The organism is Bacillus sp. Leaf49 (genome assembly GCF_001426125.1).
In the GTDB taxonomy this organism is placed as follows: domain Bacteria; phylum Bacillota; class Bacilli; order Bacillales; family Bacillaceae; genus Bacillus; species Bacillus altitudinis.
Genome location: NZ_LMRK01000012.1, coordinates 348,041 through 373,324 on the forward strand (window position 1 = coordinate 348,041; position 25,284 = coordinate 373,324).

Below are 25,284 nucleotides of genomic sequence, written 5' to 3' on the forward strand. Positions count from 1 at the left end.
TCGCTCCTTTCTTATGATGTAGTAAAGTCTCCGCCCAATATTTTTTTAGACAATTCAGCGAGCTTGCCGTTATCAATCAGTTTTTGCAGGGCTTGATCAATGTCCTTTTGAAGTTTTGTATTGTTTTTTTGGTATAAATAATACGTTTTAGATACGTTTACAGACTTTCCGGATGTCACAAGATGAGCATTGAACTGTTTGTTTAGCTTATTGACGTCATACTTTGTGAGTAAGGCAGCATCGACCGTGCCATTCTGCAGGTTTTTGACTAAAATTTCGTTCCCGCCATCCCCGTAGACAATGTCAATTTTCCGATCATGCTTTGCGTTATATTGCTCTAGCAGATAAGCGAAATTACTTCCTGTAGAGGTGTGCACTTTGTGTCCAGCTAAATCGTCCAGGCTTTGAAAGTCATGACCGGATGCTTTATTCACCACCACATAGCTTGTATAATCTGTATAGCCAACTTTTCCAAATAGATATTTCTTCTGACGCTCGTCATTGATTTCATATTGGTGTGCAGCGAGATCAACTTTACCGGCATCTAAAGCAGGCAGAATATTTTTAAACTCAAAGGATTCATATTTAAACTTATATTGTGGCAGCAGCTGATCCACTTCATCTAATACAGCCTTCTCGTAGCCTGTTAATTTGCCGTTTTCATCTAAGTAAACGAAGGGCTGATAGGCGTTCCCTGTCCCGATGACGATTTCTTTTGCATCTGGGTCATTATTGTTTGCTTCTGCTTTGATTTCATCCGATTGCTCATTATTTCCGCAGGCGGCAAGGAGCAATGAACCAAGTAGAAGCAGGCCGATGATGTAATGATTACTGAATATTCTGTTATTTTTCATGTGAATTCCTCCTCAGTTTATTTTGCACGTTTTTCTACAGTAAAGGCCGCTTCGGCTCTTTTTAAGGGAAGCAATGCCGTCTGACGCTGTTTTTTTGTTTTCGGTGTATTGATCCGTTTTTCCAATAGGTCAAATGATTTTTCTAACACCATACTTAAAATGATAAATATAACGGCAGCAATAAAGTATCCTTCTAATACGCGATAGTATAAAGCCCCTAATGTTTGAACCTTTCCTATCATGTCCATCACACCTAATGTAAAGGCGAGGGAGGTATTTTGTAATAAGTTGACAATGGCCACGCCGATATTAGGAAGGGCGATTCTCCCTGCTTGAGGAATAAGCGTTCTTCTATAAATCTGCCATTTCGTCAGTCCAATCGAGGCGGCCGCTTCATATTGAGATGCTGGGACACTCGATAGGGCAGATCGGAATATTTCTGAAAAATACCCAGCTGTATTGAGTCCATATGTAATATACAGAAAGATCAATTTGTTCCACATGGAGATATCAAGCCCAATTGTTGCAAGCACACCAGGCAGGCCATAAAACACAATAAACATTTGCACAAGGATAGGTGTTCCACGAATAAATGAGACATAAATTGCACTGAGCTGATGCAGGATGGGAATACGCTCAATTCGGAAATAAGCAAGAATGAATCCAAGAAAACTGCCAATCAAAGTGGCAAATAAAACGATCAGTAAGGTTGTTGGAAGGGCTGACAATACTTTAGGGAAGAGTGTGACGACATACTCCCATTTGAAAAACTCCCCCATGTTGAATCACCTCCTATGTTGAAGTCGTTTGGACTTTTTCTTCTGAGGGCGGTGCGCCTAATATGGCGGCATCAAACCGTTCAGGGATGAGGACTTTATACATTAATACACCTAAGTCGCCATTATCGGCTTCACGTTCAATATATGCTGTATAGCCTTTTCGTTCGTACATCTCTAGAAGCCAGGGGTGCTTTCGGCCAGAAGTGCCCAGTGTGTATGCTGGTGCTTTAAATGTCTGCCGGAGCAAGGTGTTTTCTACATAATCGAGCAGCTTATTTCCGATCCCTTGACCGGCTAAATCCGGAGCTGTGGCAAACCACCAAACAAATGGATAGCCTGAGACCGGTTGAGTACTCTCCCACGGAAAACGTATGGTGATGGTTGATATGAGCCGCCCGTCTCGTTCTAACACAACAGCAACGGATTGTTTGATGTTTTCTGTGACCATTTCAAGTGTGGCGTTCGTGGATGGCCAATCAATGCCCATTTCTCCAAGCGGTTTAAATGCACTGGACAGCAATTCTAGAAAAGCCGGTGCATCTTCTTCGGTAGCGATGCGAAAAATATCTCGACTCATGACAAACCTCCAATCAAAAGGGTAGTGTGTAATGTCAGCTCAACGCTTTTCGTAAAGTATCGATATCTGGATTCAGCAATGCTTGATACACGTGGGTATCACGGCTGATTTCTACTACTGGCACATAACGGACGCCGTATTTTTCTTCTAAAATATTTCTGTAATGATCATGCTCTGTTACATCAATGGTTGAATAAGTAATGTGCTGTTCGTTGAAATAGGACTGAATGTCCTGACAATAGCTGCATCCATTTTTGCTCCATAAAATGATTTTTTGTTTATTTGACATTAGACGCTCACCTCTTGGTTTATTTGGTTTTTGGCTGTTAGTTCATGATCAAATGCTTCTTTTAATAATGTGATAGACGCTATTCTTGCCTCAATGTCTACAATCGGAGATAGAACAATGAACTCGTTGATATCATATGTCTCGGCTAGTTCAGTCAGCCGGCGATGAACGGTTTCTTTTGTGCCAGCGGTATAACCGGTTTTTTGAACGTGAATGTTGTAGTGTTCTTTTTTTGTTCCTTTCACCAGCTTTTCTGCATCTTCTAGTGACGTCACATTAAGCTTTCTTCCATCGGAAAAGGAGACCTTTACTGTTTCCTTTTGCTTGATGTACGAGAGGGCTTGTTTGTGGTCTTCCGCTACAGATACGGTGATGGCGAGAAGAAATTGCTGGTGCGTGTTCTGTGTCTTGAATTTTTGAAAAGTCTCTCTTGCTTCTTTTAATAATGCGTCATCCCCGTTAATAAAATAGGCAAACACAAAGGATATCCCAAGTTTCGCTGCGAATTCCGCGCTCTCAATACTGCCGCCTAGAAGGAACATGTCGGGTGATACGCTAGGAATTGGCTGAGCATTTAATTCATTTGCTTGTTCAGTTAGATACGTTTTGAGATCCACTAATTTTTGAGAAAAGTCTTTCCGTGACGCTTGATAATCTTCCTGAAGCGCTTGTGTCGAGAGGTTCAACCCTCCCGGTGCTTTCCCAACGCCTAAATCGACTCTGCCAGGCGCTAGAGATGCCAGTACATGAAATGTTTCAGCCACCTTAAACGGGCTGTAATGCTGAAGCATGACACCGCCAGACCCAATTCGCAAATGGTTCGTTTTTGCTAAAAGATAACCAGCGAGGGCTTCAGGGGATGATCCTGCCACTTGAGAATTATTGTGATGTTCAGACACCCAAAACCTGTGATAACCAAGCTGATCTGCTGCTTCAGCCAATCTGACAGTATGCTGAATACCGGTCTCTGCTTTCTCGTTTTCACTGACGAGGCTTTGATCAAGAATACTAAGGGTGAGCGACATTGGCTGTTCCTCCTATTAGACTTTGATATTGAGATAGTGCGAGGTTTAATCTGTCTGTGGCATCTGGATCAAGCACATAGCTATTTGAATCCTGCTTTGTGACCTGTTGATCCACAACATACACGCCAGATTGAACGACAGTTGCACCGAGTTGATGAATGATCGGTTTAAGTGCATATTCAATGACGAGCAAATGCCCATATGTTCCTCCTAAAACACAAGGAAGGACGGGTTTATCTTGTAATGCTTTCTGGGGAAGTAGATCTAAAAAAGTTTTTAAAATACCGGAAAAAGACGCTTTGTAGACAGGTGTTAACACAATGACACCGTCGCTCTCATTCACAAGTTCAATGGCTTTGACAATGTCTTCGTTTGAAAAATCTGCTCCGATTAAGGCGCCGCTAGGAAGTTGGTGGACTTGAATGACATGAACATCAATCCCATGTAACGCCAAACGATGATGGATCTGCTGCAGGACACCGGTTAACCGAGATTGGACAGAATGCCCGCCTGCTATAATCGTTACTTTTGCCAATTCGTCTCCTCCATTTCTGATAATTCCTTCTAAACAACTTGGAATAGTTGATAATATAAATTATAATAAGGCAAACCAATAGAAAAGTATAATTAGTAATCATAAATACACGATTCAGATATTTAAAATACAGGGAGAAGAGGGGTTTTCATGGAGATTCGAGCGATACGCACCTTTGCCACGATCGTGAAATACGGAAATTTTTTAAAAGCAGCAGAAGCGCTGAATTATTCTCAGCCAACCATCACTTTGCACATCAAACATTTAGAAGAGGAAATTGGAGAGAAGCTTCTAGAAAGAGGGAAGACCTTAAAGTTAACAGCATCAGGACAGCTTTTTTATGAAAGAGCCAATTCTTTACTCAATGAATATGAGAAATTGACGAAAACACTCCAAGATTTAGAAGTGGGCATTGCGGGGTTCATTCGCATCGGTGTTTCTGAGCCCACTGCCAGCTTAGAATTTCCTGCCCTTATTGCAGAATTCAAGGAAAGGTTTCCGAATGTAGAATTTTCTGTGCAAGTAGCGGATGCGAATACGTTGAGTTCCTTACTTTCTCATGATGAGATTGATTTTGCGATTTGCGGAGCACCAGAAGCTTCGATGGAGAATAGCTATAAGCCTCTTTTTCAAGATGATATCGTGCTGCTCGTCCCGTCTTCCCATCGATTAGCGGAAAAAGGGGTAGTGGAGGTGACAGATTTAAAGGATGAGACCATTTTATTCACGCCACACAATTGCCCCATCCGTATTCAAATCGAACAACAAATCGTCGATGTCATTGGGACCAATTACAATAAGTTAGAGATTACGAGCAGCATGTCCCATAAACATTATGTTCAGGCTGGATTAGGTGTCTCTCTTTTTACACGAACTGCTCATTCCTTTACTCTTCCAGGCACCAAGGTATTAGAAATAAAGGGCATTCATGTTTCCCCGCCAGTTGGTCTATTGAGGAAAACAAATGATTCGCCAGGAAGAGCCGTACTTCAATTCATTGATCTCATCGAAAATCGACTGCATCAACCAACATGAAAAGAGGGGTAGCCTTTGAGCTAACCCCTCTTTCATGTTTATTTCACTGTTTGTTTAAGAAACTGATTCTTCTTGATAGGCAGACCCAAATTTTCACGAAGGGTATGAGCTGGATAATTCGGGTCGTAATATCCTCTTTCTACTAATATCGGGATGACGTGCTCCGTCCATTCAGATAAACCGCTTGCTAGAATAGGCGCGCCAAAAATAAATCCATCTGCGGCATCTTCTTCGATCCATTGGATCAGCTGGTCTGCCACTTGTTCATAAGTACCGAAAAAAGCACTTTTGGGAGTGGTTACTCGTAGAGCGACTTCTCTTAAGGTCAAGCTTTGTTCTTTCGCCATTTTTTTAATCGATTCAGTTGTGGATTGAAAGCTGTTTGAACCGGCATCACCGATATCAGGAAATGGCTCATCAAGTGGAAATTGACTGAAGTCCAAGTGATCAAAGAACCTGCCCAGGTAATGAAGGGCTTCTTCAATAGAGACCAGATGTTGAATGGCTTCATATTTTTCTTCTGCTTCTTCGACTGTTCTCCCTGTAATCGGGTGGATACCGGGGAAAATTTTGATGTCAGATGGATTTCTGCCCAGCGCTGCGGCTCTATTTTTCACGTCGCGGTAATATGCTTTCGCTTTCTCAAGTGAGTCTGCATTCGTAAATACTGCGTCCGCTTCTTTTGCGGCTAGATCCTTTCCTGCCTCTGACGCACCTGCCTGGAAAATCACCGGTTGCCCTTGTTCAGATCGTTCGATATTCAAAGGACCTTTGACAGAAAAGTGTGTGCCATGATGGTTTAATGTGTGCAGTTTATCCCGATCGAAGAAAACCCCTGTTGATCGATCCCTTAAAAAAGCATCTTCTTCCCATGAGCTCCAAAGGCCGTTCACTACTTTTAGGTATTCTTCTGCAATTTCATACCGAAGTGAATGGCTAGGATGCGGACGAATGATGTGGTTTTCAGCAGAGCCTTCAAGTGGAGAAGTCACAACATTCCATCCGGCCCGCCCCTTACTTAATTTATCTAGGGATGCAAATTGCCGGGCAATGGTAAAGGGCTCACTGTAGGAAGTGGATACAGTGCCCACAAGTCCAATCTGTTTGGTGACCGCAGCAAGAGCGGATAAGATGGTTAATGGTTCAAATCGGTTCAAGAAATGAGGAATTGAATGTTCATGAATATATAAGCCATCTGCGACAAAGACAAAACGGAAACCCGCTGCTTCAGCCTTTTTTGTCATTGCTTGATAATAATCAATGTTCACACTTGCATCTGCTGGAACGGATTCATCCTTCCATGCATTCATATGACCTCCTGGACCATGTAACATCAATCCAAATTGTATGTGCTTGTTTTCAGACATGTGGATCGTCCCTTCTGTTTTGAAATAGCATTGTTTTATGTTCTTCATCATAAGGGAGAATCGCAAAGAAGTATAATTCGTATCAGTAAAGTCTGAATTTATCTTTTCTAATATCAATTTTTGCTTCTTTATATGGTGTGGCTGGGTCTATAACAGCACTTTAGAAAAAGATGGATGTTTACTAAGCGAATGTCCCAGATCAAAAGTTCTGCTTTTTGATAAAATGTGTGTCAAAATATCCGAAAAATTAGTGAAAATGACATGTTTCGACTTTCTTCCTGTATATCCAATTCCCTGTTTTTGACTGAATAGAAGGAAAATGGTGAATTTTCAGTGAATATATAACCTTGTGAAAAACAAAGGAGGGATAGGAATGAAAAAGCGTTCAGTCTTTTTGTCATTTTTATTGGTAGGTAGTTTGTTACCGGGGGTAAGTTCAGCTTCAGCACCAGTTGCAAGTGCAGGTCATGGGCATGATCATGGTCATGCGCCGTTTGAAACACATATTAGTGAAGGGTTGCCAAAGGCAAACGATTTTAAAGATTTGACGAAGGCACCTCCTATTGAAAGAGATGTGACAACAAAGATTTTAGATGAGTCTGGTAAACAGGTAGGGTCTAGAACCTTTAAAGCAAATACAGGAGATTCGATTTCAACAAAAGCTAGTACAGGCAGTCAGAAAGTGACCGTCTATGCAGTAGCTGATGCGCAGTATCGTGCGAAATATAGTGATTGGCAGACACGCATTGTCAGCATCATTGAGCAAGCGGATGTGACATTTAACCGTGATCATGATGTGGACTTTGTCGTACAAGCCGTAGGGTCTTGGACGTCTTCAGGATCAAATGCATCACAAATTTTGTCTAACCTTCAGCGCAGCTTTGATGGCAGAGGATACGATTTTGTCACAGGATTTACAGCAAATCCAAACTTTGATGCTGGCGGAATCGCTTATGTCTACAATAGTGCACCAAGCGGAAGTGCATTCGCCGTTAACCTTGACCAAGGGACAGCGAATACAGCAAAAGCGGCTACGCATGAATACGGCCATAACTTTGGCTTACCGCATGATCCTCAAGGAAGCGGAATTGTCTGCTTAATGAATTATGATTATTCTTACACTGTCGATTTCTTCGATGCGGCTCATAAAAATCAGGTGAACCGTAATAAAGCTTGGTACAGATAAGGTAAGAAAAAAAGGACAAACACCGAAAAAGTGTTTGTCCTTTTTATATGCTTACAGGTCGCTCATTCGCTTTCCTGCTACAGCATAATGTTCTTTTTTCATTTCTTCAATAATGACAGAGACTTTCTCTGCACCTGCGCCTGTTGTTTCAACAACGGCATCTGTGACTTTCTCCACAAGAGCTCTTTTCTGCTCATCTGTTCTTCCTTCAAGCATTTGAACGGTGATAATCGGCATAATGGCAACCTCCTTTTTCCTGTAGTGCTACGCTTCCCTTTAGTTTAAGGGACTTCTTATAGTATACTGAATGAAGTAAATCATTGTATAGAAAGAAAGAGGGATTCATGCCTTTGGACCAATTTCTTGTTTATCCATTAGAACTGATTCCATATGTCGCCATTACGCTTGTTGTGGCTTTTACGATGCACGAGCTGGCGCATGCATATGTTGCGTATCGTTTTGGAGATCCGACAGCTAAAAATCAAGGGAGACTGACGCTCAATCCATTGAAGCACCTTGATATTTTCGGGACGATCTTGATCTTTGTAGCTGGGTTTGGCTGGGCGAGGCCTGTACCTGTGAATCGGTACCATTTTAAAAACCCACGTCTCGCAGGGATATGTGTGTCGATCGCAGGACCTTTAAGTAATTTGGTTTTGGCATTTTTGGGCTTTTGTGTGTATGCGCTTCTTCAGAAATTTGGCGGGGAGTCGCTCATGCGCTTTGAGCCGGGGATCGATTATTTCTTCCAAATCTTTATTAACTTGAACGTGATTTTGTTCCTATTTAACTTATTACCGATTCCGCCGCTGGACGGATATCGTATTATTGAGGATGTTGTCAGTCCCGGCATCCGTGCAAAGATGACGCAATTTGAACAGTATGGGATCATCATTTTCCTCATCTTCGTCATCACACCGCTAGGTCAGTTTGTTTTTGTTCCATTGATCGGAATGCGGGATCAAATCATATACTGGTTTAATCTTATTTTGAAGCCGCTGCTTTAGGAGGTCTAATGAATGGAAGGTAAAAAGAAGAAACCAATTGGTTTTAATATCATTAAAAAAACAGATGCAACGGATGGGCATGGAGGTTTTGGGGCAGGTGCCCTCAGCCTTGATAATATCTCGCCGGTGATCATTGATGTGGAGGAAAAGGAAGCCGTCATTGATATTGGTGCGATGCATGCAAGAAGTGCCGTCGAAAAAGGAATTAAATTTTTAAAAACCAAAGAAGAGGTACCTAACGGAAAACCGTATTGGCTCGTATGGGTGACGATTGACCGCAGAGAAGAGGGGCCATATTATGCAGGAGTCACAGCTTGTGAAATGACAGTTGACCGCTCGATCCGCAGAGGATATAAGTCACTTCCTGAGCATGTAAATTTAATGGATAAATCCATGAAGCGTAAAATCGTTGTCAGTCATATGGATGATGGTTCGAAAAAGGTGCTCGCTGATTTCTTGAAGAGTCACAATGAAGCGTTATGGGAAGCATCCACAGATGAATTAAAAGAAGGATTGGCTGTTCCTGAGTAATTGTGAAATTTTTGTGAAGAATGATGAATGGATACCAATTCCAAGCGTTTTTTCAGTAAACTGGTGTTAAAGCTAGGACATGGAGAATCCCGAGATGCAGATCTCGGGGTTTTTCATGTCCATTTTTAACGTTTCAGCCACTTTTCCCACCATTTCTTAGGCTGTTGATCTTGAGCTTTGTCTTGCTCAGAAGCTTTGTTCTCGGCACCATAGCAGACACCGGTCGGCTCCGTTCCTTCTATAAAATAGGTAAATACCTTTGATTCGCATCCTGGGCCTGCGAGATCACCGGTTTTTGGATTGATATATACGCCTTTTACACCGTCTGGCGGCATGAAGGAGGAGGCTGGCTGGTTTGAGAGGGCTGATTCCATAAAGGAAGCCCATATCTTTTTCGCATAGGCGGTTTCTTTGACCGAGTCAATGGTGCGTCCTTTATCGTAGCCGGTCCACACACCTGTGACGAGCTGGGGAGAGAAGCCGATCATCCAGCTGTCAGCACCTGTCGTCCCCGATTTCCCTCCATACGTTCTGGTAAGATCTTTTGAAATGGTACGACCTGTGACACTTGTATAGCCATTTAATTGATGATTGAACATCCCTGACATCATGTCAGTGGTGACAAATGCTGCTTTTTCATCTAGTACTTGCTCTCGTTTTTGTTTCTCCTCAAAGAGTACGTTGCCCTTTGCGTCCGTTACTTTCGTAATAAAGGTTGGCTTGACGCGTTTTCCTCCATTGACCAGCATCGCGTAAGCATTGGTCATTTCAATTGGTTTGACAGGTGAAGTACCTAGCGCAAGTGAAGGCACTTGCTCTAGTTTTTCGTGAATCCCAAACGTTTTGCCTGCACGTACAAGTTGTTCCATTCCTAAAAATAGATGGGTTTTGACCGCATAAATGTTATCAGATAGAGCCAAAGCCTGAAGCATCGTAATACCCTCATTGGCGTAATAGCCGTGATAGTTGCTTGGTGAATAAGCAGCGCCGCTTCCTTGCTCATCGAGTTCAAAAACAGTTTCTTCACTGCGCATCACGGTTGCTGGTGTAAACCCATTTTGCAAAGCCATGTAATAGAGAAGTGGTTTCATTGTTGAACCCGGCTGTCTTTTCGCTTGTGTGACCCGATTGAATGGGCTTTTCTCGTAATCTCTTCCCCCGATGAGGGCAAGCACATGACCTGTCTGGGGATGAATGGCGGTAAAGCCAATTTGGATACCTGATTCAGAATCCATGATGTTGGTTAAAGTCTTTTCAGCGATTTTTTGTAATTCAGGTTGTAAGGTCGTTTCGATATGAAGACCATACGTTTCAATTTGTTCCTCGGTTAAGCCCAGCGTTTGTTTCAGTTCGCGAATCACATCATCATAAAAATACGGGGCCTGCTTTGCTTGCAGCTGCTTTTGTTTGAGCGGGCGATAGGACAGCTTTTCCTTGCTGGCATCAGCAGCCGCTTTTTTCGTAATCATGCCATCCTCTTGCATTTGCCTCAGAATCATATTCTTTCTTGCACTTGCTTTCTCCTCATTCACATAAGGGGAGTAGAGAGAAGGGCCCTTTGGAATACCGGCAAGCAAGGCAGATTCAGCTAAAGTTAAGTTCTTCGCTTTTTTCCCAAAGTAAAGGCGGGATGCCGCTTCCACACCGTATGCGCCGTGGCCATAATAAATGGTGTTCAAGTATCCTTCCAATATCTCATCTTTTGTATAGTTTTGTTCTAAGCGGATGGTGTAAAAGGCTTCATTCCACTTCCGCTTCCATGTTTTATCATGATCTAAATATAAATTTCGTGCGTATTGCTGGGTGATCGTGCTGGCGCCTTGTACTTTTGCCATTGCACGAATATCTGCCACCGCAGCACCTGCCATTCGTTTCACATCAAAGCCGTGATGCTGATAAAAGGTTTTATCCTCAACCGCGACCACTGCCTGCTGTATATGAGGGGACATGTCCTTTAACGGAACCCAGTATCTCTTTTCTCCAAAGCTCGATTCGCCAAGTTTAGACCCATCGGCTGCATAAATGGTCGTGGATTGGGGAACTTGAACAGAGGGAGCGCCTTGCCACTTAGCTAGTAAAAGAATCGTCAAAAAGACTGTGCCAGCAAATAGAAAAGCGAGCAAGCCGATAAAAAAACAGGCCCGAATCGTTTTCACGGTCATGCGGATTTTTTTATTACTCATGATTGTGTCCATGCAAAGCCCCCATTTTGACGGTTTTTTATCAGTATGGGACAAAGAAAACCGTTTTAAACAGGCGACTGCAAGGGTGTGCTTTAAAAATGAAGTTATCTCATGCGGTTCTTTACAATTTGATATGAATCCACTATACTTTTTTCTTGGACAATCGATATAGTCATAGCCGATAAAAGGCGCTAACAATAGATGTTTGTTTATTATTGGATGAGAGGAAGATGAACAATGAGCGAACTTTGGTATACAGAGAAGCAAACGAAGAATTTTGGCATTACATTGAAGGTGAACAAAACCCTTCACACAGAACAAACAGATTTTCAGCATTTAGAAATGGTGGAAACAGAAGAGTTTGGCAATATGCTGTTTTTAGACGGTATGGTGATGACATCAGAGAAAGATGAGTTTGTATACCACGAAATGGTGGCACATGTTCCTCTTTTCACTCATCCAAATCCGGAAAATGTTCTTGTCGTAGGCGGAGGAGACGGCGGTGTTATTCGTGAAATCCTGAAGCATCCAAGTGTGAAAAAAGCGACACTTGTTGATATTGATGGCAAGGTCATTGAATACTCGAAGAAGTTCCTTCCTTCAATTGCTGGGAAACTAGACGATCCTCGTGTAGAGGTGAAAGTCGGAGACGGCTTTATGCACATTGCGGAAGCCGACAACGAATATGACGTGATCATGGTTGACTCAACTGAGCCAGTTGGACCAGCTGTAAACCTGTTCTCTAAAGGTTTCTATGCAGGAATCTCAAAAGCACTCAAAGAAGACGGTATTTTCGTTGCACAGACGGACAACCCTTGGTTCACACCTGAGTTAATTACAAACGTACAGCGTGATGTAAAAGAAATTTTCCCGATTACCAAGTTATATACAGCGAATATCCCAACATATCCAAGCGGTCTTTGGACATTTACCATCGGTTCTAAGAAGTATGATCCACTTGCTGTAGAAGACAGCCGCTTCTTTGATATTGAGACGAAATATTACACAAAAGAATTGCACAAAGCGGCATTCGTTCTGCCGAAATTTGTGAGCGACTTAATCAAATAAATCAAGCGAAGTGGAAATGCGCAAATGACCGTTTGCGCATTTTTTGAAGCGTAAAAGGAGGAATCTTGTATGAGATTCGACGAGGCTTACTCAGGAAAAGTGTTTATTGGAAGTCATCCGACATGGGAAGATGCGAAAGTCATTTTATACGGGATGCCGATGGATTGGACCGTCAGTTACCGTCCAGGTTCTCGTTTTGGCCCGAACCGTATTCGTGAAGTATCCATTGGATTAGAGGAATACAGCCCTTATTTAGATCGTGAACTGCACGAGGTGCCATTCTTTGATGCTGGCGACATCCCGCTTCCATTTGGCAATGCACAGAAAAGCTTAGATTTAATTGAAGAGTATGTCGACAGCATTTTAGAAAAAGGGAAGTTTCCATTAGGAATGGGCGGCGAGCATCTTGTGTCTTGGCCGGTTTTCCGTGCGATGTATAAGAAATACCCTGATTTGGCAATCATCCATATGGACGCACATACCGATCTTCGTGAGGAATATGAGGGTGAGCCGCTTTCACATTCGACACCGATTCGTAAAGTTGCAGGACTTATTGGACCTGAAAATGTATACTCTTTCGGCATCCGTTCAGGGATGAAAGAAGAATTTGAATGGGCAAAAGAAGCAGGCATGCACATTTCTAAATTTGAAGTGCTCGAGCCATTGAAGCAAGTATTGCCAAAGCTGAAAGGCCGTCCAGTTTATGTGACAATTGACATTGATGTACTTGACCCAGCTCATGCACCTGGTACAGGAACGGTAGATGCTGGCGGTATTACGTCAAAAGAACTGCTGGCATCTATTCATGCCATTGCTGGTTCTGATGTGCATGTCGTTGGTGCAGACCTTGTAGAGGTAGCGCCTGTATATGATCATTCCGATCAAACGGCGAATACAGCAAGCAAACTTTTACGTGAAATGCTGCTTGGTTTTGTGAAATAACATTGATAGAGGAGCTTGTCATCTCATATGGACAAGCTCTTTTTTTACATTGGTGACATGATAAAGGAGGCAGGTCGTGTTTTCTTCTGTATTGATGGTATTACTCGCTTTATGTGTGTTAGCGGCAGGCTTTCTTACGCTGAAAAGAGAGCTTGCAGCGAGTCCGCCCACGTTCACCTCGAAAAAAGAGACAAAGGATGAGATGGTTCATCTGTTTCAGGATCGAGGCTTTTTCTATCTCACTGGCATAGCGCTGTTGATGCAGTTTGTTTATAAGCAAGGGCATCTTCTCCCATTTGATTTCTTTCAGGCATTTTTGGCAAGTTCAGGTATCCAAGCACTGTTTTATCTCATCAATCGAAAAAGCGCAGGGCTCAAGACTGGACTCGTGATAGGCGTGAGCTTCATTTTTCTTTTTTTCTAAAGAGACATGTGAAGATCAAAAATGGGGTATCATCCACACGAAGATGAGAAATGATGGGATGATAGGCAATCGGGATTATGGTATACTATTTTAGTTAAACGGGTCTTAGCAAAGGAAGTGCAAAATGACACAAAACCAAATTTCAATTCATGTAAAGTCAGTGATGAAACCAGAGACGGAACCGGCTGAAACGATCGAATTCCGAACAACTGGAACGTATCAAGAGAAGAATGACAAAACGTATCTCACTTACCATGAAGAACATGAAATGGGTCAAGTAAAAACTGTTGTCAAAATAAGTGAAAAAGAAATTTTTGTCATGAGATCAGGTGCGATTCAAATGAAGCAGCGCTTTCTCACTGGAGAAACGACCGTGACACATTACACGATGCCATTTGGCACACTTCAACTCGATGTGCACACACATGGTATTGATCTTGATGTAGACAATGGGCTTCTACACATTACGTACGATATGCTGACAGGTGAAGATCAAAAGCATTTACATACATTATCGATTTCATATAAGGAGGATTTACGTTCATGAATATCGCAGAACAGGTCAAAGATGCGTTAAAAGAAGAAATCATTGCGGCAGTCGTCAAAGCAGGACTTGCTGATGAAAGCCAGGTGCCGGATGTTCTTTTGGAAGTGCCAAAAGACAAAACTCACGGTGATTATTCCACCAATATGGCGATGCAGCTTGCACGCATTGCGAAAAAAGCACCTCGTCAAATCGCCGAGGACATTGTGAATGCATTTGACAAAGGCAAAGCGTCAATTGAAAAACTGGATATTGCAGGTCCAGGATTCATCAACTTTTATATGAACAATCAATATTTAACAAAGCTTATTCCAGCTGTTCTTGAGGCAAAAGAGGCTTATGGCGAAACGAATACAGGCGGCGGTCAAAAAGTTCAGGTTGAGTTCGTATCGGCAAACCCAACAGGGGATCTACACCTTGGACATGCCCGCGGCGCAGCTGTAGGAGATTCTCTTTGCAACATCCTTGATAAAGCAGGCTTCGACGTGAGCCGTGAATACTATATCAACGATGCAGGCAATCAGATCAATAACCTTGCTCTATCTGTAGAAGTACGTTACTTTGAGGCGCTCGGTCTTGAAAAAGAAATGCCAGAGGACGGGTACAGAGGAGAAGACATCAAAGGCATCGGACAGAAACTTGCGGATGAATTTGGTGACCGTTTCGTGCATGAATCAGAAGAAGAGCGTATGAAATTCTTCCGTGAGTACGGTTTAAAATATGAACTAGAAAAACTACGTGTCGACCTAGAGAATTTCCGTGTCCCATTTGATGTGTGGTATTCTGAAACGTCTTTATATGAAAACGGAAAAATCGAACCAGCGCTAGAAACACTTCGCGCTAAAGGCTATGTCTTTGAAGAAGATGGCGCAACATGGTTACGTTCAACTGATTTTGGTGATGACAAGGACCGTGTCCTGATTAAAAAAGACGGCAGCTTCACGTACTTGCTTCCAGATATCGCATATCACAAGGACAAATTGGACAGAGGTTTTGACCAGCTCATCAACATTTGGGGAGCGGATCATCACGGCTACATTCCTCGAATGAAAGCGGCGATCCAAGCACTCGGATATCCAGAGGACAAACTGGAAGTCGAAATCATTCAGCTCGTTCACCTTTACAAAAACGGTGAAAAGATGAAGATGAGTAAACGTACAGGTAAAGCCGTCACAATGCGTGACTTGATTGAAGAAGTGGGCTTAGATGCCACTCGTTATTTCTTTGCGATGAGAAGTGCGGCGACACATATGGACTTTGACTTAGACTTAGCGATTTCTACGTCTAACGAAAACCCTGTGTACTACGCGCAATATGCACATGCGAGAATTTGCAGCATGCTCCGTCAAGGGGAAGAAAAAGGCTACGAGCCAAACCTTGAAAAAGCAGATTTCTCTCACATTCAGTCCGATAAAGAATACGATCTTCTGAAAATCATCGGCAGCTTCCCAGAGGTTGTAGCAGAAGCGGCAGAAAAACGTATTCCGCACCGCGTCACAAACTATATCTATGATCTAGCATCAGCCCTTCACAGCTTCTACAACGCCGAAAAGGTCATTGATGTTGAAAATGAAACAAAAACAACAGCACGTCTATCGCTCATGAAAGCAACACAAATCACGCTTGCGAATGCATTAAAACTCATTGGCGTATCTGCACCGGAAAAAATGTAATGCAAAAAGCCCCGCTCTATTTTATGAGCGGGGCTTCTTTATATAAAAAACCCGCTATTCTCGAGAAATAGCGGGTTTTGAAAAATTAACCAAGCGTATTAATGATGTTAGAAATAGAATCAAATAATTGGCTAAGTACATCAGAGAACATAGAGCATATCCTCCTTTCAGAAAGCATGTAGTATGTGCGTGTCATAGGAATTACCCAAGTGTGTTAATAATGTTAGAAATAGAATCAAATAATTGGCTAAGTACATCGGAAAACATAGTTTGTATCCTCCCTTCAGCAAGCATGTAGTATGTGTGCGTTAATGGGATTATCCAAGTGTATTGATAATGTTAGAAATAGAATCGAATAATTGGCTAAGTACATCAGAGAACATAGTTTGTATCCTCCCTTCGGCAAGCATGTAGTATGTGTGCGTTAATGGGATTATCCAAGTGTATTGATAATGTTAGAGATAGAATCAAATAATTGGCTAAGTACATCAGAGAACATGTTTTTGCCTCCTCTCTTTTCTTTTTACATCTACTTAACGAAGGGGATGAAGGGTTGGATCACTTTTTCTAAAAAAATTTTAAAAAGAAATGATGGCATAGAAAAAGCACCAACAAATGAGGGTGCTTTTTAGGTTTTATTTATGGATGAACACGCCATTGGATTTGTCCGTCGTAGCAGGATAGCTCGGCACTCCCGCCAATCGGCAAGGTGAAGACCGGCTGTGTATGTCCTATGTCTACATCATAGATCACCGGGATGTGTTTGAGCATTGGATGTTTATCTAGAATGAACCTCAAATGTTCCTCTGTCATCTTGGATTTCTTTTGAAAACGTCCGATGATTAACCCTTTAATAGATTCGGCATGTTGCAAGAGCGAGGCAAGGTCTCTGGCGAACATTTCAGGAAAGACCAAGTCATCATCCTCCACAAATAAGATGGCATCCTTGAGGTGAGGCATAAAGGGTGTCCCTTGCAATAAGTTCAGTGTACAAAGATTTCCGCCATACAAGGTGCCTTCAGCTGTTCCTTCCTGATAAATCCCCCATGTTGTCGGATGAAACTGCCTATTTGCTTGATCAAGATACCACGCATCATCACTCCACTTTGTAGAAGGGGTGACATCAAATGGCTCGCTACTCATCACGCACGCTTGAAACATGGCTGTCTGCTCTTCTTGTCCTTGTTCCATTTGAAAACTGGAGAAATGAGGACCTGAGTACGTCACCATGTCACATTTGGCGGTAATGGCGTTTGTAAGTGCGGTAATATCACTGTAGCCGCAAAGAACTTTTGGGTGCTGACGAATCAAATCATAATCTATATAAGGCAAAAGCTCATTGCAGTTAAAGCCGCCGATTGCTGTCAAAATGCCATCGACTTCATCATTTGAGAATGCCTCATGTAGATCAGATAGACGGTGTTCAATAGAAGAAGAGGAATGCAGATCACATTCAAACACGTGTTGTCCGAAAGAAATAGTAAATCCTAATGCCTCTAAACGTTTTTTCGCCTGAGCCATTCCTTCTTCTGATAAAATGCTGGCACTTCGGCTTGGAGCAATTACCCGAATGTGGCTTCCCTTTTTTAAAGCAGATGGTGTACACATAAGTCATTCGTCCTTTCCTTCACATATTTTCCATTATATCGGATCAAAACGCTCCAGTCTGTAAAAGCTAAAAGAAAGCAGCAAACCGTGCGTTTCAGACAAGCTGTGCAAAGGGTATGGAAAAGAAAAAGACAGAATGAGGGCGGAGAATGTGAAAAAGAGGAGACTGGAATTTCTATTTTTATATTTCATGATATTTGGGGCATATGTGGTGTTTTGGTGGCCGGTTCCAGCGTGGGGTTTTCAGCTTTACGCAGCTAGTTATATCGCCATCATTTTATTTAGTATTATCTCGCTTATGCTAGAGAACCGGACATCACAGCACACGCTGTTATGGATGTATGTACTGATCTTTTTCCCGATCATCGGCTATATGTTTTATTTGTTCTCGGGGCAGCTTTATGTCAAAGGACATTTGTTTAAATCAAAGAGAATGTATAACCGAGAAAAATTACGCAGAATATCAGAGCTTGAGAGTAAACCGGATGAGACGCGTTTAACCGATAATCAGCGTGCTTTTTTTCATTACACAGAAAAAGCAACAGGTATGCATGTAAATACAAATAGTGATATGGAGATTTTAAAGAATGGAGAGGAAACCTTTCCACGTATTTTTGAAGAATTAAAAAAGGCAAAAACGTTCATCCATATAGAATATTACATGTTCAAATCTGATTTCCTCGGTCACCGGATGATGGAGATCTTGATTGAAAAAGTGAAAGAAGGAGTAGAGGTTCGATTCATCTATGATGCGGCTGGCAGCATTCGCTTCTCACGAAAAGATATTAAACGATTGAAGCAGGCGGGGATAAAGGTCGCTCCTTTTCTGCCATTAAAATACGGATTCTTTAATCAAAAATTCAATTTCCGAAATCACCGAAAAATCGTGATTATTGATGGAGAAACAGGATTTGTTGGTGGGCTCAATGTGGGGAAGGAATATGTAGGACGCGATGAAAACATCGGCTTTTGGCGTGATACGCATACGATGTTAAAGGGTGAAGCCGTTCAGACACTTCACTCCATATTTATGCTGGACTGGGAGTATGTATCAGATGAAGTGTTAATTGATGATCCCAAGTATCACACCCCGCATCCTGTGACAGGAGAAGATGTCATACAGGTCGTGCCGACTGGACCTGATATGAAGGAAAGTATGAGTGATTTATACGATGCGCTCATTTCGAATGCACAGCAATTTGTTTGGATTGCGACGCCTTATTTTGTCCCAAATGAATCCATTCGCACAGCGTTAAAAATTGCGGCGACAAGAGGGGTGGATGTGCGTGTGATGGTGCCTGAGATTAATGATGGATTTCTCACGCAATACGCCACACGATCTTATTTTTCTGAGCTTTTGAAAGAGGGCATCAAGGTGTATCACTATCAAAAAGGATTCATGCATCAAAAGGTCATGATTGCAGACGGAGAACTTGCCTCTGTCGGAACGGCCAATGTTGATATGAGAAGCTTTCAACTCAATTTTGAGGTCAATGTCTTTACAGCGGCAAAGAAACCGATCGAGCAATTGATGGCTCATTATGAGGAAGATATGAAAGAATGTGAGCAAATGGGGCCAGTTCATTTTTATAAAAGGGGCTTAAAGGAACGTTTAAAGGAATCGTTTGCGCGATTGTTTTCAGGTGTATTGTGAGGGTTTCTAGGGGAAGAAATCATTTCCTGATCTAGTAATTCTATAATGATTCCTCTATAATTGAAAATGATTATCAATTATAGAGGAAGTGAGGTTCTTTTACATATGCTAAAACGCTTTTTTGCCTATTACAGGCCCTATCGTGGTCTGTTCTTTTTAGATTTCTTTTGCGCTGTGGCCGTCGGACTCATGGAACTCGGTTTCCCGCTGATCGTGAACTACTTCATTGATACATTACTGCCGACAGGGAACTGGACGGTCATTGCCTGGACCGCACTTGCGCTGTTTGTCATTTACGCACTCAGCTCAGTGATGCAATTTATCGTGTCATATTGGGGGCACATGCTTGGCATTAACATTGAGACCGATATGAGAAAAAAGCTATTTGATCATTTTCAGCGTCTCTCATTTAAGTTCTTTGATAACAACAAAACGGGTAAGCTTATGTCTCGAATGACCAATGACCTCATGTACATTGGTGAGGTGGCGCATCACGGACCTGAGGATTTGTTTATTGCGATTATGACCATTCTTGGCGCCTTTGCCGTCATGCTCATGATTAACTGGCAGCTTGCCATTTTAACCTTCTTGATTATGCCAGTCATCATCTGGTTAGCCCTTCATTTTAATAAAAAAATGACACAGGCAATTACACAACTCAACAATGACATTGGAGATTTTCATGCAAGGGTTGAGAACAATATTGGCGGTATTCGTCTTGTTCAAGCCTTTGCAAATGAACATTTTGAGAAAAAGCGCTTTGCTGAAAACAACAACCGCTTTCGAAAAGCGAAACTTCTTTCCTATAAAATTATGTCGGTTAACGGATCAATCAGCTATATTCTCACAAGGCTTGTGACGCTGTTTGTCCTTCTGGCAGGTACATGGTTTGTTCTTCAAGGTCAATTAACGGCAGGCGGATTTATTGCCTTTGTCTTGATCACAAATGTGTTATTCAGACCAATTGATAAGATCAACACGGTGATTGAAATGTATCCAAAAGGCATTGCCGGTTTTAAAAGCTATGTCGATTTGCTTGAAACAGAGCCAGATGTGAAGGATACAGAAGGAGCACGTGATATTTACGGCTTGAAAGGTGAAATTGAGTATCGAAACGTGACATTTGGCTACGATGAGCACAGTCATGTATTGAAGGATATCAACTTAAAGATCAAACAAGGGGAAACTGTTGCGTTTGTCGGGCCATCAGGAGCGGGGAAATCGACCATTTGCAGTCTGCTGCCTCGTTTTTATGATGTGGACGAAGGAGACATCACCATTGATGGTGTGAGCACAAAATCGATGACCTTGTCCTCTTTAAGACAGCAGATTGGCATTGTGCAGCAGGATGTCTTTTTATTCTCAGGCACCATACGTGAGAATATTGCGTACGGCAACCTAGAAGCGAGTGATGCAGACATTTGGGAGGCGGTGCGACGTGCCCATTTAGAGGAGCTCGTTCAGCGTTTCCCAGAAGGGTTGAATACGGTCATTGGTGAACGCGGTGTTAAGCTATCCGGCGGTCAAAAGCAACGTCTGTCAATTGCACGGATGTTTTTGAAAAACCCGTCTATTCTTATTTTGGATGAAGCGACGTCAGCACTTGATACAGAAACAGAAAAAGCAATCCAAGACGCACTAAGCGAACTGGCAGTCGGCCGGACGACACTCGTCATTGCTCACCGCCTTGCGACAATTAAACATGCAGACCGAATCATCGTCGTGACAGAGGAAGGCATTGAAGAACAAGGCCGCCATCAAGACTTAATCCAAATGGGCGGCGTCTATAGCAGACTGCATGAAGCGCAGTTTGGTCATTGAAGAGAAGTGATTGAATGAGTCCAGTTATTAAGCTGGGCTCTTTTTGATAGGATAAAATCTTCTTTTCCATTTAAATGGAATGTTGATATACTATAAGGCAATTGGATTCAAAAGGAGAGGATGGCTTGAGTGAAACGGCAAAAACAGTCATGATCAAAAGCATTCACTATATGACGCTCGTTGGCTTATTTATCTTAATCATTCCCGCTGGACTCAATCCAGTCTTTTTTTATGTGGGAATGATTTTGTTTGGCATCAATACTGGAGTGAACATCATAGGTAGTTCTCTGAGCAAAAAAAAGATATTTGCGACGCTCGCCATCAGTTTTGCTGTCATATTGTTTGGTCTGTTTAAGCTCTTATATTAAATCTGAGCCCTTTTGAAAAAGGGCTTTTTTTGCTAGGATAGTAAAAACTCGTGTAGGAAGGATCTGATGGAATGAAGGGGCTTCGGCAGTTACAGAAGGGCGATAAAATAGGTATTTATTCTCCCTCAAGTCCAGCATCTGCCACCTCGCCTCTTAGGTATGAGCGGGCGAAGGAATGGCTTGAACAAAAAGGATTCATTGTGGTACCAGGATCATTAACAGGGAAAGAGGATCACTATCGTTCGGGAACGATTCAAGAACGAGCAGCTGAGCTGAATGAGCTGATGGCGAGAGAAGATTTGTCCTGTATCATGTCGATGATTGGGGGGACGAACTCGAATAGTTTGCTGCCTTATCTCGATTTTGAGCTGCTGAAGAAGCATCCGAAAATCATGATTGGTTATTCAGATGCGACGGCGATTCTTTTAGCGGCTTATGAAAAAACGGGTCTGCCTGTTTTTTACGGGCCTGCACTTGTGCCGTCTTTTGGAGAGTTTGAACCATTTGTCAATCATACATATCAATCTTTCGAGGACATTCTCATTCATCCGCAGCCCATCCCATATCAGGTGAAAAAACCACCCTTTTGGACGGACGAACGGATCAATTGGGAACAGAAAATACGAGAAAAAGAAAAACGTCCAAACGATTGGATGTGCGTCATTGAAGGGCAGGCAGAAGGCAGACTGATCGGCGGGAACCTAAATGCCATGTATGGCATATGGGGAAGTGAATTCATGCCTCAAATCCAAAAGGGCGATATCCTTCTCATTGAAGATTGTATGAAAACCGCCTCCATCGTCGAAAAGAACTTCTCTCTGTTAAAGATAAATGGTGTGTTTGAACGGGTATCTGGTATCCTCTTAGGGAAACATGAGCTGTTTGATGATGAAGGAACGGGCAAAAGGCCGCACGATCTTTTACTTGAAGTACTGGGAGATACAAAGAGGCCGCTCATCGCGGAATTTGACAGTGCCCATACGCATCCGATGCTCACGATGCCAATCGGTACACAAGTAAAAATGAATGCATCGTCAGGTGAGGTTTGGCTGACAGAAGCATGGATATAAGAAAAAGAGGTGCTCACGAATGCGCAATTCGCTCCGCTCCTCGTCCTTCCTAGACGTCAAAGGTTTTCTATCACACTGAAAAGAAGATAAAGGGCTAAAATAAATTTTATTTTAGCCCTTTATCAACAATCTAGAGCAGCCTTAAGACTGCCTTTACGAAGCATGTTCTTTTTCAAATGGTTGAAGAAGGTCTTGTGCCTCTTTTCCTTCTACCACGATTAAATAGTCTGATTCTAAATGAGTGAGCCTAAAGGTTTCTAGCTCTACGATGTTCTTAATGTTGCACATTGTTTTTTTAGAATATACATATAAACGATGCTGAGCGTGCTGGCACTTTTCGTATAGAGAAATAAGCTTATGTAAATTCAATGCTTTCGCAGCAATTCGGATTGAATAGATTTGTGACATCTTCATATCCTCCTGTTAAATACTTTCTCACAATAGCTTTGTTACCCCCGTTGCGATAGAGGTAAACCTTTCTCTACGATTTCCACTCAATGGTGCCTCCGCCCGTCCGCCGATTGCCTCTGATCGCTGACAGCTCCTCAACAAGACGGAGCAAAGCCTGATCCTTTTTCTTTGCCTCAATCATAAAATCCACATCACGACCATACGGCTTTAAAGCTTGAAAAAGTGGCAATACAAAGGACATCTCTACTCCATCCGCATGGCTTCGTATCGCCTTTTCTGATTTTGGAGAGGATAAGTGGATTTTAGGCGGTATGCCAGTGTTTGCCCACGTGTCAAACACTCTTGGCAAAATGTCATCAAGTGCCGCATCATCATCTTTGTTTGCAATGTGATGGTGGTAATCAAATACAAACGGGATGCCATGCTTTTCACAAACATCAAGCGTTTCTAATGACGTATAGGTTTTGTCATCATTTTCAAGCGTCATTCTCGCCTTGATATGTGCAGGAAGCTGCTTTATATTTTCATCAAAACGCTGTAAAGCAGATGCCTTGTCGCCATATGCACCTCCGACATGAATGTTCATATAGCTTTCCTTTTCAAGCTCCATGGCCTCAAGCATTTCATAATGATAGGTCATATCAATGACGGCGTTTTCTGTAATGGATGGCTTTGGACTTGTGAACAAAGTAAATTGGTTGGGGTGAAAGCTCACTCGTAATCCATGCCGCTTTACGAGTTGACCAATCTCTATAAATTCTTTGCGAAAGGGTGTCACAAAGTCCCACCGCACCTCAGGATGGGTGGCGAGCGGGACAATCGAGCTTGAAAAACGGTAAAGCGGAATATCATGGGCAATCGCAAAATAAAGCGTTCTTAATGTATTGACGAGGTTGGCTTTCGTCGTTCGCAATAGAGCCTCTGTCCTCTCTTCCTTTGAGAGCTTACTGTATCTTGCAAAGGTCAGCGACTTGGCAGGTGAAGCTTCCCATAAAGTGACGGCGTTGGATACATAACCAAATCGATAACGCATAGGTCAACTCCTTTATAAAAAATACGAGAACAGGGCGCCTATCCACTCAATTGGACGCGTGAGAAGTGGGCGCTGTTTGTATTTTTCTTTAGTCATCAGTTCTGAAACTTCCATGTGTTCACGAATCTTTTCCTCTACGTGTGCGGTGAAGGCGGGATCATCAATGGCCACATCCACTTCCTCGTTGAAAAACAAACTTCGTTTATCAAAGTTCGCCGTACTGATCATACAACGGCTATGATCGATGAGAATGGCTTTCGCATGATAAAACCCTTTATAAAAACGATACACAAGACATCCAGCAGCAATCAGATCTTTCAAATAATGAAATCCAGCTTCTTTCACAAGCGGGTGATCTGCCTTCATTGGGATGATGATGTCGACAGTCACGCCTCGCTTCCGTGCGTCAAGAAGGGCGCTTAGAAGAGGAGCTGATGGAATAAAATAGGGCGTGCAGATGGTGATTTGCTTCTTCGCTTGTTGAATATCGTGAAGAAATAAGGCTTCTAAAGAAAAACCCGCCGTCGCACGTGTAGTGCACTGTAATGTTCCCGGTTCCAGTGTAGGAAAAACCTCGTATTGCAGCTGGTGAATACCAGATGACCGGTACAAATCATTCAGAAACACATGCTGGAGGTCTGCGACAACCTGTCCTGTCATGCGCAGGTGATAGTCCTTCCAAATGCCAAACCTGCCGTTTTTCCCTACATATTCATCGCCGATATTAAACCCGCCAATGTAGCCGATCTTTCCATCGATCACCGTGATCTTTCGGTGATTTCTCATGTTTAAACGATAAATGAAAAAAGGAAAGCGTGGTTTATTTAAAAAGTAAAATTGAATGCCACTTTTTTCTAGCATCTGAATGGATGTTTGATCAAATGGATAGGAGCCTAACCGATCAGTGAGCAAAAAAACCGAAACACCTTGCTCTGCTTTCGCTTTAATTGCTTGCAGAATCCTTTGCCCAATCTTGTCGTTCTTTACAATAAAGAACATCATATGAATAGAAGAAGAGGCTTGCTGTATATCCGTAAGCAGCTGATCAAACAGTGGTTCGCTATCATGATAAAAAACTGCATCGCCGCTTGTTTGGTCAAAAGACCGTTCAAAAGCATGGGTAGAAAAATATTTTCTCCCTATATAAAGATCTAGCCTGACGAGTAGAACAATGACAAAGACGACGAGTAGAATGATCCATGCGATCATGAAGGTTCCTCCTTTTTTACATATGACGATAGTGTACCCAAATGGGCAAAAAATATTGACTGAATACTCATTCATTATTTATGATAGAGGT

At 42.4% G+C, this 25,284-nt stretch carries 26 protein-coding genes; 13 read left to right on the forward strand and 13 right to left on the reverse strand.

What is annotated here, in order from left to right; all coding sequences use genetic code 11:
* Positions 1 to 11 precede the first annotated feature (11 nt).
* The 6 genes from ASG46_RS08535 to ssuE are packed head-to-tail and all read right to left on the reverse strand — an operon-like array spanning position 12 to position 4,059.
* Entirely contained in the window at positions 12 to 854 is an 843-nt protein-coding gene (locus ASG46_RS08535; RefSeq protein ID WP_056704190.1) for a transporter substrate-binding domain-containing protein, read from the reverse strand.
* Between the two features lie 17 nt (positions 855 to 871).
* The gene (locus tag ASG46_RS08540; protein ID WP_008343545.1) at positions 872 to 1,633 is read right to left on the reverse strand and encodes an amino acid ABC transporter permease; all 762 of its coding nucleotides are present in this window, start codon (positions 1,631 to 1,633) and stop codon (positions 872 to 874) included.
* Positions 1,634 to 1,646: 13 nt separating this feature from the next.
* The gene (locus ASG46_RS08545; protein ID WP_008343543.1) at positions 1,647 to 2,210 is read right to left on the reverse strand and encodes a GNAT family N-acetyltransferase; all 564 of its coding nucleotides are present in this window, start codon (positions 2,208 to 2,210) and stop codon (positions 1,647 to 1,649) included.
* A gap of 34 nt (positions 2,211 to 2,244) precedes the next feature.
* Positions 2,245 to 2,499, reverse strand: a complete 255-nt coding sequence (locus ASG46_RS08550) for a glutaredoxin family protein (protein ID WP_024719443.1) — start codon at positions 2,497 to 2,499, stop codon at positions 2,245 to 2,247.
* On the reverse strand, positions 2,499 to 3,524 hold the full coding sequence (locus ASG46_RS08555) for an LLM class flavin-dependent oxidoreductase (protein ID WP_039165233.1): 1,026 nt from the start codon (positions 3,522 to 3,524) through the stop codon (positions 2,499 to 2,501). Before ASG46_RS08555 ends, ASG46_RS08550 begins: the two co-directional genes overlap by 1 nt.
* Positions 3,508 to 4,059 carry an NADPH-dependent FMN reductase gene (gene ssuE, locus ASG46_RS08560; RefSeq protein WP_056704192.1) on the reverse strand — a complete coding sequence of 184 codons (552 nt, stop codon included), beginning with the start codon at positions 4,057 to 4,059 and terminating at the stop codon, positions 3,508 to 3,510. The genes ASG46_RS08555 and ssuE overlap by 17 nt, the downstream gene beginning before the upstream one ends.
* A 150-nt stretch (positions 4,060 to 4,209) precedes the next feature.
* Between ssuE and ASG46_RS08565 the strand changes: the two genes are divergently transcribed.
* Positions 4,210 to 5,094 (forward strand): LysR family transcriptional regulator, encoded by an 885-nt coding sequence (locus ASG46_RS08565; protein WP_008343536.1) that lies wholly within the window; start codon positions 4,210 to 4,212, stop codon positions 5,092 to 5,094.
* A gap of 38 nt (positions 5,095 to 5,132) precedes the next feature.
* On the opposite strand, the gene ASG46_RS08570 is transcribed toward ASG46_RS08565, so the two are convergent.
* Positions 5,133 to 6,461 (reverse strand): LLM class flavin-dependent oxidoreductase, encoded by a 1,329-nt coding sequence (locus ASG46_RS08570; RefSeq protein ID WP_056704193.1) that lies wholly within the window; start codon positions 6,459 to 6,461, stop codon positions 5,133 to 5,135.
* A 373-nt stretch (positions 6,462 to 6,834) separates the two neighbouring features.
* Between ASG46_RS08570 and ASG46_RS08575 the strand changes: the two genes are divergently transcribed.
* Complete coding sequence (locus tag ASG46_RS08575) at positions 6,835 to 7,647, forward strand: zinc-dependent metalloprotease (protein ID WP_024719439.1); 813 nt, start codon at positions 6,835 to 6,837, stop codon at positions 7,645 to 7,647.
* Positions 7,648 to 7,698: 51 nt separating this feature from the next.
* Here ASG46_RS08575 and ASG46_RS08580 read toward each other — a convergent pair whose 3' ends face one another.
* On the reverse strand, positions 7,699 to 7,884 hold the full coding sequence (locus tag ASG46_RS08580) for a 2-hydroxymuconate tautomerase (protein ID WP_008343530.1): 186 nt from the start codon (positions 7,882 to 7,884) through the stop codon (positions 7,699 to 7,701).
* Between the two features lie 107 nt (positions 7,885 to 7,991).
* Here ASG46_RS08580 and ASG46_RS08585 point away from each other — a divergent pair, with 107 nt between their 5' ends.
* Both ASG46_RS08585 and ASG46_RS08590 read left to right on the forward strand, forming a co-directional pair.
* Entirely contained in the window at positions 7,992 to 8,654 is a 663-nt protein-coding gene (locus ASG46_RS08585) for a site-2 protease family protein (RefSeq protein WP_047945771.1), read from the forward strand.
* 12 nt (positions 8,655 to 8,666) lie between these two features.
* Positions 8,667 to 9,185, forward strand: coding sequence for a YwhD family protein (locus tag ASG46_RS08590; RefSeq protein ID WP_007497712.1), 519 nt, complete (start codon positions 8,667 to 8,669; stop codon positions 9,183 to 9,185).
* 125 nt (positions 9,186 to 9,310) lie between these two features.
* Here the strand turns inward: ASG46_RS08590 and ASG46_RS08595 are convergent, their stop codons facing one another.
* Positions 9,311 to 11,380 (reverse strand): transglycosylase domain-containing protein, encoded by a 2,070-nt coding sequence (locus tag ASG46_RS08595; protein ID WP_056704195.1) that lies wholly within the window; start codon positions 11,378 to 11,380, stop codon positions 9,311 to 9,313.
* Between the two features lie 225 nt (positions 11,381 to 11,605).
* Here ASG46_RS08595 and speE point away from each other — a divergent pair, with 225 nt between their 5' ends.
* The 5 genes from speE (at position 11,606) to argS (ending at position 16,019) form a co-directional block, all read left to right on the forward strand.
* Positions 11,606 to 12,436: a spermidine synthase gene (gene speE / locus ASG46_RS08600; protein ID WP_056704197.1), complete on the forward strand. Its 831-nt coding sequence runs from the start codon at positions 11,606 to 11,608 to the stop codon at positions 12,434 to 12,436.
* 69 nt (positions 12,437 to 12,505) lie between these two features.
* Positions 12,506 to 13,378 (forward strand): agmatinase, encoded by an 873-nt coding sequence (gene speB, locus ASG46_RS08605; RefSeq protein WP_017360073.1) that lies wholly within the window; start codon positions 12,506 to 12,508, stop codon positions 13,376 to 13,378.
* 76 nt (positions 13,379 to 13,454) lie between these two features.
* Positions 13,455 to 13,802 (forward strand): hypothetical protein, encoded by a 348-nt coding sequence (locus ASG46_RS08610; RefSeq protein WP_024719436.1) that lies wholly within the window; start codon positions 13,455 to 13,457, stop codon positions 13,800 to 13,802.
* A gap of 124 nt (positions 13,803 to 13,926) precedes the next feature.
* Positions 13,927 to 14,349 carry a DUF1934 domain-containing protein gene (locus ASG46_RS08615; protein WP_008343509.1) on the forward strand — a complete coding sequence of 141 codons (423 nt, stop codon included), beginning with the start codon at positions 13,927 to 13,929 and terminating at the stop codon, positions 14,347 to 14,349.
* A complete protein-coding gene (gene argS / locus ASG46_RS08620) occupies positions 14,346 to 16,019 on the forward strand; it encodes an arginine--tRNA ligase (RefSeq protein ID WP_017360071.1) in 1,674 nt (557 codons plus the stop codon). Before ASG46_RS08615 ends, argS begins: the two co-directional genes overlap by 4 nt.
* Before the next feature lie 639 nt (positions 16,020 to 16,658).
* Here argS and ASG46_RS08630 read toward each other — a convergent pair.
* Positions 16,659 to 17,627 (reverse strand): S66 family peptidase, encoded by a 969-nt coding sequence (locus tag ASG46_RS08630; RefSeq protein ID WP_056704199.1) that lies wholly within the window; start codon positions 17,625 to 17,627, stop codon positions 16,659 to 16,661.
* A 151-nt stretch (positions 17,628 to 17,778) separates the two neighbouring features.
* On the opposite strand from ASG46_RS08630, the gene cls (ASG46_RS08635) reads away from it, so the two are divergent.
* The 4 genes from cls (ASG46_RS08635) to ASG46_RS08650 all read left to right on the forward strand — a co-directional run bounded on the left by cls (ASG46_RS08635) (position 17,779) and on the right by ASG46_RS08650 (position 22,540).
* Positions 17,779 to 19,281 (forward strand): cardiolipin synthase, encoded by a 1,503-nt coding sequence (cls, locus tag ASG46_RS08635; RefSeq protein WP_025208143.1) that lies wholly within the window; start codon positions 17,779 to 17,781, stop codon positions 19,279 to 19,281.
* 105 nt (positions 19,282 to 19,386) lie between these two features.
* Positions 19,387 to 21,102, forward strand: a complete 1,716-nt coding sequence (locus ASG46_RS08640; protein ID WP_041091393.1) for an ABC transporter ATP-binding protein — start codon at positions 19,387 to 19,389, stop codon at positions 21,100 to 21,102.
* Between the two features lie 125 nt (positions 21,103 to 21,227).
* Positions 21,228 to 21,470 (forward strand): hypothetical protein, encoded by a 243-nt coding sequence (locus ASG46_RS08645; protein ID WP_056704200.1) that lies wholly within the window; start codon positions 21,228 to 21,230, stop codon positions 21,468 to 21,470.
* A 71-nt stretch (positions 21,471 to 21,541) separates the two neighbouring features.
* Entirely contained in the window at positions 21,542 to 22,540 is a 999-nt protein-coding gene (locus ASG46_RS08650) for a S66 family peptidase (RefSeq protein WP_041507908.1), read from the forward strand.
* 153 nt (positions 22,541 to 22,693) lie between these two features.
* Here the strand turns inward: ASG46_RS08650 and ASG46_RS08655 are convergent, their stop codons facing one another.
* From ASG46_RS08655 to cls (ASG46_RS08665), 3 genes are all read right to left on the reverse strand, one after another.
* A complete protein-coding gene (locus tag ASG46_RS08655; RefSeq protein ID WP_017360064.1) occupies positions 22,694 to 22,948 on the reverse strand; it encodes a hypothetical protein in 255 nt (84 codons plus the stop codon).
* A 73-nt stretch (positions 22,949 to 23,021) separates the two neighbouring features.
* The gene (gene uvsE, locus ASG46_RS08660; protein WP_056704202.1) at positions 23,022 to 23,984 is read right to left on the reverse strand and encodes a UV DNA damage repair endonuclease UvsE; all 963 of its coding nucleotides are present in this window, start codon (positions 23,982 to 23,984) and stop codon (positions 23,022 to 23,024) included.
* Between the two features lie 12 nt (positions 23,985 to 23,996).
* Positions 23,997 to 25,193 (reverse strand): cardiolipin synthase, encoded by a 1,197-nt coding sequence (gene cls, locus ASG46_RS08665; RefSeq protein WP_056704204.1) that lies wholly within the window; start codon positions 25,191 to 25,193, stop codon positions 23,997 to 23,999.
* Positions 25,194 to 25,284: the final 91 nt, after the last annotated feature.